The sequence below is a fragment of the Pseudomonas canadensis genome, assembly GCF_030980095.1.
Taxonomy (GTDB): domain Bacteria; phylum Pseudomonadota; class Gammaproteobacteria; order Pseudomonadales; family Pseudomonadaceae; genus Aquipseudomonas; species Aquipseudomonas canadensis.
The window spans coordinates 6,218,114-6,230,779 of the sequence record NZ_CP133298.1 but is presented as its reverse complement, the minus strand read 5'-3'; the positions used below and the strand labels follow the sequence as shown (position 1 = coordinate 6,230,779).

General features: G+C 61.2%; 8 protein-coding genes. 5 read left to right on the top strand and 3 right to left on the bottom strand.

What is annotated here, in order from left to right:
* Window positions 1-127 precede the first annotated feature (127 nt).
* A complete protein-coding gene (uvrD, locus tag RB216_RS29060) occupies window positions 128-2,311 on the bottom strand; it encodes a DNA helicase II (protein ID WP_028618536.1) in 2,184 nt (727 codons plus the stop codon).
* A gap of 247 nt (window positions 2,312-2,558) precedes the next feature.
* Here uvrD and RB216_RS29055 point away from each other — a divergent pair, with 247 nt between their 5' ends.
* The 3 genes from RB216_RS29055 (at window position 2,559) to RB216_RS29045 (ending at window position 6,751) form a co-directional block, all read left to right on the top strand.
* A complete protein-coding gene (locus tag RB216_RS29055; RefSeq protein WP_308908157.1) occupies window positions 2,559-5,432 on the top strand; it encodes an EAL domain-containing protein in 2,874 nt (957 codons plus the stop codon).
* A 161-nt stretch (window positions 5,433-5,593) separates the two neighbouring features.
* Window positions 5,594-6,460: a transcriptional regulator HexR gene (gene hexR, locus RB216_RS29050; protein WP_003177007.1), complete on the top strand. Its 867-nt coding sequence runs from the start codon at window positions 5,594-5,596 to the stop codon at window positions 6,458-6,460.
* Between the two features lie 93 nt (window positions 6,461-6,553).
* The gene (locus RB216_RS29045) at window positions 6,554-6,751 is read left to right on the top strand and encodes a PA3496 family putative envelope integrity protein (protein ID WP_073860054.1); all 198 of its coding nucleotides are present in this window, start codon (window positions 6,554-6,556) and stop codon (window positions 6,749-6,751) included.
* On the opposite strand, the gene RB216_RS29040 is transcribed toward RB216_RS29045, so the two are convergent.
* Entirely contained in the window at window positions 6,681-7,655 is a 975-nt protein-coding gene (locus RB216_RS29040; RefSeq protein ID WP_028618533.1) for a LysR family transcriptional regulator, read from the bottom strand. The genes RB216_RS29045 and RB216_RS29040 overlap by 71 nt on opposite strands.
* A gap of 196 nt (window positions 7,656-7,851) precedes the next feature.
* Between RB216_RS29040 and RB216_RS29035 the strand changes: the two genes are divergently transcribed.
* Together RB216_RS29035 and oadA are read left to right on the top strand one after the other, a co-directional pair.
* Window positions 7,852-9,267, top strand: coding sequence for an acetyl-CoA carboxylase biotin carboxylase subunit (locus RB216_RS29035; protein ID WP_016978663.1), 1,416 nt, complete (start codon window positions 7,852-7,854; stop codon window positions 9,265-9,267).
* A gap of 11 nt (window positions 9,268-9,278) precedes the next feature.
* Window positions 9,279-11,087, top strand: coding sequence for a sodium-extruding oxaloacetate decarboxylase subunit alpha (gene oadA, locus RB216_RS29030; protein WP_028618532.1), 1,809 nt, complete (start codon window positions 9,279-9,281; stop codon window positions 11,085-11,087).
* Window positions 11,088-11,162: 75 nt separating this feature from the next.
* Here oadA and RB216_RS29025 read toward each other — a convergent pair whose 3' ends face one another.
* Window positions 11,163-12,455 (bottom strand): autotransporter outer membrane beta-barrel domain-containing protein, encoded by a 1,293-nt coding sequence (locus tag RB216_RS29025; RefSeq protein WP_308908156.1) that lies wholly within the window; start codon window positions 12,453-12,455, stop codon window positions 11,163-11,165.
* Window positions 12,456-12,666: the final 211 nt, after the last annotated feature.

Here is a 12,666-nt window from a genome sequence, read left to right as displayed (position 1 = left end):
GCCCGAGCGGGTAAAAAACAAGGGAGGGGCGCGATTCTTCACCTTTTGGAGCCCGGCTTGCCGGCGATAGCAATCTTAAGGCCGCTATCGCCGGCAAGCCGGGCTCCTACAATAAAGGTGCAGTGTTTCAGATGGCTTCGAGCTTCGCGTAACCCATCATCAGCCATTTGCTGCCTTCGGCGAAATTCACCTGCACTCGCGCCTGGGCGCCCGCGCCCTCGAAATTGAGGATCACGCCTTCGCCAAACACTGAGTGCCTTACCTGCTGGCCAAGGCTGAACTGGGTTTCCGGAATCTCGGAACCGGCAAACAAGGTGCTGGCGCTCTGCTGCTGGCCACCACCGAACGGGCGGCTGACACTGTTGGACAGGCGCACTTCCTGGATCAGACCCTTCGGCACTTCACGTACGAAGCGCGACACCTTGTTGTAGGTCTCGCTGCCGTACAGGCGTCGGGTCTCGGCGTAGGTCATCACCAGGTTCTGCATGGCGCGGGTGATGCCCACGTAGGCCAGGCGGCGTTCTTCCTCAAGCCGGCCGGGTTCTTCCAGGCTCATCTTGTGCGGGAACAGGCCTTCTTCCATGCCCACCAGGAACACATAGGGGAATTCCAGGCCCTTGGCGCTGTGCAAGGTCATCAGCTGGATGCTGTCTTCATGCTCATCCGCCTGAGTATCGCCGGCTTCCAGCGAGGCATGACCGAGGAATGCGGCCAGCGGGGTCAGCTCCTCGTCTTCCTCGGTGTTTTCGAACGCACGGGCGGCGCTCACCAGTTCTTCAAGGTTTTCTACCCTGGCCTGGCCTTTCTCGCCTTTTTCCGCTTCGTGGTAAGCGATCAGCCCGGACTGTTCGATCACCGTCTGGGTCATCAGGTGCAACGGCATTTCCGCGCACTTGGCCGCCAGGTTCTCGATCAGCTCGACAAACACGCCCAAAGCGCCGGCTGCGCGGCCGGTCAGGCCTTTGTTGACGATGAGCAAGCGCATGGCTTCCCACATCGACACATCGGCATGGCGCGCATGGTCACGAATCGCTTCGACGGTTTTCTCGCCGATGCCACGCGCCGGGATGTTGATCACCCGCTCCAGCGCCGCATCGTTGCCGCGGCCTTCCAGCAAGCGCAGGTAAGCCATGGCGTTCTTGATTTCCGCACGTTCGAAGAAGCGCTGGCCACCATAGATGCGGTACGGAATGCGCTCGCGCAGCAAGGCTTCTTCCAAGACCCGCGATTGGGCGTTGGAACGGTACAGAATCGCGATGTCGCTGCGCGCCAAGCCGGTCTTCAGCGCGCTTTCGATGGTTTCCACCACGTAACGCGCTTCATCGTGCTCGTTGAACGCGGCGTACAGGTTGATCGCCTCGCCTTCGCCGCCGTCGGTCCACAGCTCTTTGCCCAGGCGCCCGGTGTTATTGGCGATCAAGGCGTTGGCGGCCTTGAGGATCCCGGCGGTGGAGCGATAGTTCTGTTCCAGGCGGATGGTCACCGCGTCCGGGAAGTCTTCGGAATACTGATAGATGTTCTCGATTTTCGCGCCACGCCAGCCGTAGATCGACTGGTCGTCGTCGCCCACCACCATCAGGCTGTCACCGCCCTTGGCCAGCAGGCGCAACCAGGCGTACTGCACGGCGTTGGTGTCTTGGAACTCGTCCACCAGGATGTGGCGGAAGCGTTTCTGGTAATGGGCCAACAGGCCTGGGTTGTCGCGCCACAGGTCGAGGGCGCGCAGCAGCAGCTCGGAGAAGTCGATGACCCCGGCGCGCACGCAGGCAGCCTCGTAGGCTTCATAAATGCTGCGCATGGTGGCCAGGAACAAATCGCCGCTGGCCTGGATATGTTGCGGGCGCAGGCCTTCGTCTTTCTGGCCGTTGATGAACCATTGCGCCTGGCGCGCTGGCCAACGCTGTTCGTCGAGGCCGAGCTCGCGGATCACGCGCTTGACCAGGCGCTGTTGGTCATCGCTGTCGAGGATCTGGAAGGTCTGGGCCAGGCCCGCCTCCTGCCAGTGCGCCCGCAACAGGCGGTGCGCCAGGCCGTGGAAGGTGCCTACCCACATGCCGGCCGGGCTGATGCCCATCAACTGTTCGATGCGGTGGCGCATCTCGGCAGCGGCCTTGTTGGTGAAGGTCACCGACAGGATGGAATGCGGGGACGCGTTTTCGACCTGGATCAACCAGGCGATACGGTGCACCAGCACTCGGGTTTTACCGGAGCCAGCACCGGCCAGGACCAACTGACGGCCAACGGGGGCCGCTACGGCCTGGCGTTGGGCATCGTTGAGGGAGTTCAGCAAAAGGGAGAGATCATCGCGCATCGGCGCATTCTAGGGTGCCCGGGGGAGTGGGGCAAATACCAATGCCGGGTGGTCGACGGAAAACCGCCAGGCTGATGACCGGTCGGTCAATGGCCACAGCCCGCGCGGCGTCTCGCTCAAGCCGTCTGGCCCGGAAGTTTGCGCTGCGCGACCGTGCAGTTTTTATGACGCAGAGCAGTTTGGCCCAGGCGCTTGCTTGTGTATGCTCCGTCGACGTTTCGGGCTCACCATTATAAGAACACTGCCTATGACCCTCAGCACTGACCTGCTCGGCCCCTCAGCGGCCCCCGCGCAGGTTCTTCGCAAACACTACGCCACGGAGATGGCGGTCGAGCGTACGCGCCTGCTGTATCAAGGCTCGCTGCTGCCGACCCTGTTGATGCTGGTCAATGGCCTGGTCTGCGCCTGGCTGTTGTGGAACCCCAAGCAATACATGCTGGACAGCATCTGGCTGGTCTGGCTGCTGGCCCTGGTGGCGATGCGCGTGATCCAAGTGGCGGCGTTCGATTCGGCCATGCCCAGTCGCCAGGCCCAACCGGTGTGGCGGCGTATGTTCATGCTCGGCTCGGCCGTCAGCGGCCTGACCTTGGCTACGGCCGCCATCGCGCTGGTGCCGGTGGACAGCTTCATGCAACAGGCCTGGGTGTTCGGCCTGATCGGCGCGGCGACGCTGTCGGCCAGCGTGGCCTATGCCGTGAGCTTGCCGGCGTTCTTGTCGTTTGCCTTGCCGTGCCTGGTGCCGGCTATCGTCTATTTGTTCTGGACGGGCGATCCGCAGCAGCGCGGTTGGGGCGTGCTTGGCCTGATCCTGCTGGCGTCCTTGAGCCTGGTGGCGTGGCAGGTCAATCGCCTGATCCAGCGCGGGCTGCTGCGCCGTTTTCAGAATCAGGCGCTGATCGAGCATCTGCAACAGGCACAACAGCGCAGCGAGCAGCTCAATCAGGAGTTGGTGCGCGAAGTTGAACAACGTCGTCAGGTCGAGCAAGAACTGCGCGAAGCCCAGATCGGCCTGCAAGACCGTGTGGCCCAACGCAGCCAGGAGCTGGACGCTGCCAGCCTGGCCCTGAATAAAAGCGAAGCGCGCCTGGCCATGGCCCTGCAGGCCAGTGAGTTGGGCCTGTGGGACTGGAACCTGCAAACCGACGAAGTCCATCACACGCAGCTCAAGGAACTGTTCGGCCTGGAGCCGGAATACGTCACGGCGATGCTCAGCCACCTCAAGCCGCGCCTGCATCCCGAAGACCTGCCGCTGCTCAAGCGTGCCTTGGTGGAACACCTTAAGGGTCGCAGCGAGGACTACTTGGTGGAATACCGCGTGCGCCACGGCGATGGGCACTGGGTGTGGATCGAAGACCGTGGCCGCGCCGTAGAGCGCGCGCCCAGTGGGCGGGTGACGCGCATGCTCGGTACACGCCGCGATATCACTGCCGGCAAGGCCCTGGAAGAACAGCAGCGTTTGGCATCGACGGTATTCGAGGCCGCCAGCGAAGGCATCGTGATCCTTGACCCCGACTACAAGCTGATTGCGGTCAACCAGGCGTTTAGTCGTGTCACCGGCTTTGAAACCGACGACATGATCGGCCGCAATGTGGTCGAACTGCCCAGCAGCCGCGATGCACGTCGCCACTTCCCGGTGATCCGCCAGGCGTTGCTCAGCCACGGCACTTGGCAGGGTGAGCTGGTGGAAACGCGCAAGAACGGCGAGCTGTACCCGCAGTGGCTGCAATTGAATGTGGTGCGCGATATCCGGGGAAACGTCAGCCACATCGTGGGCTTCTTCGCCGATCTCTCGGCGCGACGTGAGTCCGAAGAGCGCATGCGCTACCTCACGCATTACGACGAATTGACCGGCCTGGCCAACCGCTCGCTGTTCCGCGAACGGCTGCGCGAGGCCCACCAGCGGGTCCGCCAGGGCGGGCGTAGCCTGGCGCTGCTGCACATCAACCTCGACCGCTTCAAGCTGCTCAATGACAGCCTGGGTCATGAAGTCGCCGACCAACTGCTGCAAAAAATGGCGCGTCGCCTGATCAATGCGTTACCCGAGGCTGACACTATCGCTCGTCTGTCCGGGGATGAGTTCGCCGTACTGTTCGACGCCTACGGCAACCTGTCGAGCCTGGCGCGGGTCGCCACGCGACTGCTGGCCAAACTTCGGGTGCCGGTGACGGTGGAAGGGCATGAGCTGGTGGTGAGTGCCTCGATGGGCGTCAGCCTGTTGCCGGACAATGCGCGGGAGATTTCCGCACTGGTCAGCCAATCCAACATGGCCATGCAGCATGCCAAGCACCTGGGCGGCAATAACTTCCAGTTCTACACCGACAGCCTGCAAGCCAGCACGCTGGAGCGTTTGCAACTGGAAAACCACTTGCGCAAAGCCATTGAGGAGCGCCAGCTCACGGTGTTCTATCAGCCGAAACTGTGCCTGGCCACCGGCAAGTTGAATGCCGCTGAAGCGTTGATCCGCTGGGAGCATCCGCAGTGGGGCATGGTGCCGCCGGGAGACTTTATCGGCCTGGCCGAAGAGACCGGCCTGATCGTGCCGCTGGGCGAGTTCGTGCTGCGCGAGGCCTGCTGGCAGGCGTGTGAATGGCAGCGCCAGGGCCTGGCGCCGATCCGGGTGTCAGTGAACCTGTCGGTGCATCAGCTGCGCCAGGGCAAGCTGGTCAGCCTGGTGCGCCAGGTGCTCGAAGAGACCGGCCTGGATCCGCAGTACTTGGAGTTGGAGCTGACCGAAAGCCAATTGCTCGACAGCGTCGAACACATCATCGCGACCTTCCAGCAACTGCGGGACCTGGGCGTGAAGCTGGCGATCGACGATTTCGGCACCGGTTATTCGTCCCTCAGCTACCTCAAGCGCATTCCCGTGGACTACGTGAAGATCGACCAGACCTTCATCCGTGGGCTGGGCCAGGGGCGTGAAGACGCCGCTATCACCCGCGCCATTATCGCTATGGCCCACGGCCTTGCGCTCAAGGTGGTGGCTGAAGGCGTGGAAGATCAGCAGCAGTTGGATTTCCTGCGCGGTGAGCGTTGTGACGAAGTGCAGGGCTATTTGATCAGTCGGCCGATGCAGGCCGAAGGGCTGGCAGATTTGTTACGGAAAAATGCAGATTTTCCCTAGTGATGCCTGGGGCGCCCCTGTGGCTACAACTTGGCCGCCCTTAGATTCAAAGGGGAGCAGGGCGATTTAGTGATGCGTCGGACGGGCAAAACGACAATTCTTGTAGTATAACTACAAGCTTGCTACATCCCTGGCCCTGCCCATAACAAGAGTCCTGCCCTTTGAACCTGTTGCAACATATCGCCCAGTCGCGCCACCTGTTACGCAAATCGGAACTCAAGGTTGCCGATCACGTGCTGCTTGACCCTGCGGCTGTGATGCACAGTTCCATGGCCGACCTGGCGCACAGCGTGGGCATCAGCGAACCGACCATCGTGCGCTTCTGCCGCGCTATTGGTTGCTCCGGGTTCCAGGACTTGAAACTCAAGCTGGCGCAAAGCCTGGCCGCTGGAGCCAGCTTCGGCCAATTTGCGATCCATGAAGACGACTCCGTCGCCGACTACAGCCTGAAAATCTTCGACACCACCTTGCACACCCTGATGGAAGTGCGCGAGAAGCTCGACCCGGTGGAGTTGCAAAAGGCCGTGACCGCCATGTCCCAGGCCCAGCGTGTCGAGTTCTATGGCTTTGGTGCTTCGGGCGCGGTGGCTGCCGATGCCCAGCACAAATTCTTCCGTTTGCTGCTCACCGCCGCGGCCTACAGCGACCCGCACATGCAAGCCATGTCGGCGGTGACCTTGAAGCCTACGGACGTGGCCATCTGCATTTCCCAGTCGGGGCGCTCCAAAGACCTGCTGATCACCGCCAACCTGGTACGTGAAAGCGGTGCGTCGCTGATCACCCTGTGCCCGAGCCAGACGCCGTTGGCGGAACTGTCTACGGTCAATCTGGCGATCGACGTGCATGAAGACACCGAGATTTACACGCCACTGACTTCGCGCATCGCCCACCTGGTGGTGATCGACGTGCTGGCGATGGGCGTGGCGATGGCGCGTGGGCCGAGCCTGGTCAACCACCTCAAGAGCGTGAAGCGCAGTTTGCGTAGCCTTCGCCTGTCGCCCAAGTCCGTCAAAGCATTGGATGATTGATCAAACTTTCATCAGTTTGTAATCCCCGCGCCGCCAAACCGTCATCGCCCAGGGCCATCCTGAACTCCCCGCACTCGCATTGGGAGACTCCAAATGGCCCGGCCCTACGAAGACAGCAACAGCTCCGTTAAAACCCGTCGTCAGCAGGAAGACCAACGCCGCATGGCGTTCCGTCGCGCAATCGAAGACCGTTGCGAGGAGCGCCAGTTGCTCCAGAGCATCAGTGACTACCCGGAACTCCACTGGCAGGCACCCGCGGCTGCCCAGCGAAACGCTCAGCCAGCGCGCTGATCTGCACCCTTTCGCTGCGGATAAAGCCCAGGAACGCATGGGCTACCGGTGACAGGCGCTTGGCCTTGGCCTGTACCAGGCACCAACTGCGGTACAGCGGCAGCTCTTCCACCGGCAGCTCCTTGAGCCCGCCGGTGGCCAGTTCCATGTTGACCGCGTGACGCGTCATCAGCGCCACGCCCAACCCCGCGCATACACACTCACGCTGCGCCTCGGCCGAGGCCACTTCCACCGTCTGGGTGAAGTGCACGCGTTTCTCCTTGAAATACTCCTCGCACGCCAGCCGCGTACCGGAACCCGGTTCGCGCACTAGCAGTGTGTAGGGTTCCAGATCCTGCAGGCGCAGCGGCCCTTGCAGGCTCAGCGGGTGATCGGGTGGCGCCACGGCGACGATCGGGTTGTTGAGGAACGGCAGGAATTCCAGGCCCATGTCCTGAGGCACCATGGACATGATCACCAAGTCATCGCGATTGTCCGAAAGCCTGCGGATCACCTGGGCGCGGTTCACCACCGTGAGGTGTAACTGCACTTCCGGGTGCTGGCGCTTGAAGGCGGCAAACAGGTGCGGCACGAAGTACTTGGCGCTGGACTCAATCGCCAGCTTCAACTGGCCTTGCAGCGAACCCTGCATGTCCGACAGCTGCATATCGAGGTTTTCCAGGCGCCCGAAAATGTCGCGACTCGCCCGCTGCAAGGCTTCAGCGGCCTCGGTCATGTAGAGCTTTTTGCCGACATAATCGAACAGCGGCTGCCCGATCAGCTCTTCCAACTGGCGAATTTGAAGGCTAACGGCGGGTTGTGTGAGGGACATTTCCTCGGCAGCGCGGCTGTAGGAGCGCAAATCGCACACTTCATTGAAGATTTGCAATTGACGCAATGTCATACGCATCAATGACTTACGCATTTTTAGCACACTCCCGCCGAACTTGATGAGGTCAACTATAAGTCTTTACTTATGCACGACCCAATAATTATTGATTTTTGTTAATCCCTCTGCGGGCTTAGTGTGTGTCTCGCGACTGTCATGAAACATTTGGTCACGCGCCGACCCGGATCCAGCGGGTCAAAAAACGCAGCAATCGGCTCAAGGGAATTTCCAAGTGATAAAAAAGATCCTGATCGCCAACCGTGGTGAAATTGCCGTACGAATCGTGCGTGCCTGCGCCGAGATGGGCATTCGCTCGGTCGCGGTCTACTCCGACGCCGACCGCCACGCGTTGCACGTCAAGCGTGCCGACGAAGCCCACAGCATTGGTGCAGAGCCGCTGGCTGGCTACCTGAACCCGCGCAAGCTGGTGAACCTGGCGGTGGAAACCGGTTGTGATGCGCTGCATCCCGGCTACGGCTTTTTGTCGGAGAACGCCGAACTGGCGGACATCTGCGCCGAACGTGGCATCAAATTCATTGGCCCGTCGGCGGAAGTGATTCGCCGCATGGGCGACAAGACCGAAGCGCGACGCAGCATGATCAAGGCCGGTGTGCCGGTCACGCCGGGCACCGAAGGTAACGTTGCGGACATCCACGAAGCACTCACCGAAGGCGACCGCATCGGTTACCCGGTGATGCTCAAGGCCACCTCCGGTGGTGGTGGCCGTGGTATCCGTCGCTGCAACAGCCGCGAAGAACTTGAACAAGCCTTCCCGCGTGTCATCTCCGAAGCTACCAAGGCCTTCGGTTCGGCGGAAGTGTTCCTGGAAAAGTGCATCGTCAACCCCAAGCACATCGAGGCGCAGATCCTCGGTGACAGCTTCGGCAACGTGGTGCACCTGTTCGAGCGCGATTGCTCGATCCAGCGTCGTAACCAGAAGCTCATTGAAATCGCTCCAAGCCCGCAACTGACACCGGAACAGCGCGCCTACATCGGCGACCTGTCGGTACGTGCCGCCAAGGCGGTGGGCTACGAGAACGCCGGCACCGTGGAGTTCCTGCTCGCCGAGGGCGAGGTGTACTTCATGGAGATGAACACCCGCGTGCAGGTGGAACACACCATCACCGAAGAAATAACCGGGATCGACATCGTCCGCGAACAAATCCGCATCGCCTCGGGCCTGCCGCTGTCGGTGAAACAGGAAGACATCCAGCACCGTGGCTTCGCGTTGCAGTTCCGTATCAACGCCGAAGACCCGAAAAACAACTTCCTCCCGAGCTTTGGCAAGATCACCCGTTACTACGCGCCCGGCGGTCCTGGCGTGCGCACCGACACGGCGATCTACACCGGCTACACCATCCCGCCGTTCTACGACTCCATGTGCCTGAAACTGGTGGTGTGGGCGTTGACCTGGGAAGAAGCCATGGACCGTGGCCTGCGTGCCCTGGACGACATGCGCCTGCAAGGCGTGAAGACCACCGCCGCCTATTACCAGGAAATCCTGCGCAACCCGGAATTCCGCAGCGGCCAGTTCAACACCAGCTTCGTTGAAGCCCACCCTGAACTGACCAACTACTCGATCAAGCGCAAACCCGAAGAGCTGGCCCTGGCCATCGCCGCCGCCATCGCCGCCCACGCAGGCCTGTGAGGAATACAACAATGTCCAAGAAAATCTTTGTCACCGACACCATCCTGCGCGACGCCCACCAATCGTTGCTCGCGACCCGCATGCGCACCGACGACATGCTGCCGATCTGCGACAAGCTCGACAAAGTCGGCTACTGGTCCCTGGAAGTCTGGGGCGGCGCGACCTTCGACGCCTGCGTGCGCTTCCTGAAAGAAGACCCGTGGGAGCGCCTGCGCAAACTGCGCGCCGCGTTGCCCAACACCCGCCTGCAAATGCTGCTGCGCGGCCAGAACCTGCTGGGCTACCGCCACTACAGTGACGACGTGGTCAAGGCATTCGTGGCCAAGGCCGCCGTTAATGGCATCGACGTATTCCGCATCTTCGACGCCATGAACGACGTGCGTAACCTGCGCGTGGCCATCGAAGCGGTGAAAGCCGCCGGCAAACATGCCCAAGGCACCATCGCCTACACCACCAGCCCGGTGCACACCGTTGAAGCGTTCGTGGCCCAGGCCAAGCAACTGGAAGCCATGGGTTGCGATTCCATCGCGATCAAGGACATGGCCGGTCTGCTGACGCCATATGCCACCGGCGAACTGGTCAAGGCGCTGAAGGCCGAGCAGGCCCTGCCGATCTTCATCCACTCCCATGACACGGCTGGTTTGGCCGCGATGTGCCAGCTCAAGGCCATCGAAAACGGTGCCGACCACATCGACACCGCCATTTCCAGCTTCGCCTGGGGCACCAGCCACCCAGGGACCGAGTCGATGGTCGCCGCCCTTAAAGGCAGCGAATTCGACACCGGCCTGAGCCTGGAACTGCTGCAGGAAATCGGTCTGTACTTCTACGCCGTGCGTAAGAAATACCACCAGTTCGAAAGCGAATTCACCGCCGTCGACACCCGTGTGCAAGTCAACCAGGTGCCGGGTGGGATGATTTCCAACCTCGCCAACCAGTTGAAGGAGCAGGGCGCACTCAATCGCATGAGCGAAGTGCTGGCCGAAATCCCGCGCGTACGTGAAGACCTCGGCTTCCCGCCTCTGGTGACGCCGACCTCTCAGATCGTCGGCACCCAGGCGTTCTTCAACGTGCTGGCCGGCGAGCGCTACAAGACCATCACCAACGAAGTGAAGCTCTACCTGCAAGGCGGCTACGGCAAGGCGCCTGGCACCGTGAACGAGAAGTTGCGCCGCCAGGCCATCGGCAGTGAAGAAGTGATCGACGTACGCCCGGCCGACCTGCTCAAGCCGGAAATGACCAAGCTGCGCGGCGAAATCGGCGCGTTGGCCAAGTCCGAAGAAGACGTGCTGACCTACGCCATGTTCCCGGACATCGGGCGCAAGTTCCTCGAAGAACGCGACGCCGGCACCCTGACGCCGGAAGTGCTGTTGCCGATTCCTGAAGCCGGCGGCGTGGCCCGTGCCGGTGGCGAAGGCGTGCCGACCGAGTTCGTCATCGACGTGCACGGTGAAAGCTACCGCGTGGACATCACCGGTGTGGGCGTGAAGGCTGAAGGCAAGCGTCACTTCTACCTGTCCATCGACGGCATGCCGGAAGAAGTGGTGTTCGAACCGCTCAACGAGTTTGTCAGCGCCGGCGGCAGCAAGCGCAAGCACGCCACTGCGCCGGGTCATGTCAGCACCGCAATGCCGGGCAATATCGTAGACGTGCTGGTCAAGGAAGGCGACGTGGTCAAGGCCGGCCAGGCCGTGCTGATCACCGAAGCCATGAAGATGGAAACCGAAGTGCAGGCAGCGATTGCCGGCAAGGTGGCCGCCGTTCATGTGGCCAAGGGCGACCGGGTCAACCCTGGCGAAATCCTGATTGAAATCGAAGGCTGATACAGCCTTCGACACGACCGTTTAATCCTCGGGGGGGCAGGTGCTCCCCTTTTTTTTGCCCGAAATTTGACCGGGTTAGAAGCTCATCCTCCATTGGCCCATCAAGCCTTGGTTACGGCTGTTTGTACCGGCTTGGGCGCTGTAGGTCAGGCCTAAGGTGTGTTGTGTCGACAACGCGAGGTCCAGGCCGGCTTGCAGGTCCAGGCTATTGCGGTCGAGCGAGGTGCCCTTGACGGTGAAGCCGTCTATCAGTCCTGGCAGGGCACGGTAGGAATGGCGGACTTTGCTGTCGACTTCGCCGTAGAGGTGCTTCCAGCCTGTGCTGAGGTGAGGGGTGAGGCTGATCTGCCTATCGAACCGATACACCGTTGCCAGGCGCAGGCCGAAGGTGCTGCTCAGGTTTTGTTGGGTTTGCGCGCCCACGTTCAACGCCGTCAAACCTCCCGTTTCCTTGAAACTGTCGCGGTGGTAGCGTTGGAAGCCGATGCCAGCGAAGGGCTCGACGCTGACATCGGTGCTGCCCAGTTGATAGCCCAGCTCGGAGAACAGGGTTTGGCTTTGAGCGTTGTAGCTGCCCTTTAGCTGCTCCTTGTAGTCGAGCAGGTTGACGTTACGTTTGTTCCGGCCGGCATGGTCGCTGTAGATCGCTCCCAGGCGCAGGGCCAGTGGCCCGTCCGTACGCACGGCATAACCCCCCAGGTGCCAGCTGTCCAGGTCGGCGGAGAAGCGTTGTGCATTGAGATTGCTGCTGGATTTGGCGCCCATGACCCCAACCCGCCAAGCATGATCCAGTGCCCAGTCGGCACCCAACAACAGACCGTGGGTATCGTGTTTCAGGCCGGCGCTGCCGCCTTGTTTGTCGAGGCTGCCGCCGTTGCCCACGCCCTGCACCCAGAAGTGACCGTCGTCGTCAGCGGGCAGCGTGCGCAGCGTCGAGAGCAATTGGTTACTCAGTTGCTGCGTGGTGTTTTGCGTTGCGCCAGCGAGGTTGGCGTTCTGGCTACCGGCCAATTGCTCAAGGCTTGCGCCGATCCCACCGGGTTGCTTATCCAGCGCATCGCCAAATTTTTCCAGGGCTTTGATTTCCTCGGAGGTCAGCTCCCCGGACTCAAGTAACCTTATCAGCGCGGGCTCCAGCACCTCGGCCACTTGCAAGCCATTGTGCGAGGTGGCTCTCTGGGTGAGGTAGCTATCGAGTGGGGCGGCTTCGATTTCGGGCTCGTCAAACCACTCATCTGGCAGCGCATCGTAGGGTTGAAACATGTAGGGCGTGTATTCGATATCGCCTCGCGCTTGCGCGGATTGAAGGCTGGCGGCGCTGAGGGCGAGGGCGATGACAAATGCAAGTCTGTGCTGTGTAAAGGGCATGAATTCCCAACCTCTGATGAATGAGGCCGGGAATTTAGCGAGATGGCGAGGCGATAACTGTCAGGCTACCGACCTCTGGTTTGCGAGAGTTGTCTCTAGTGCGGCGCGATTAAAACGCATCTGTTATTGGCCGCCTTGAGCTTAGCGGTTGATGGATTTGCATTTTATTGCGTTTTTTAGGCAGCTTTCTTTGATTCTATGCACTATATTG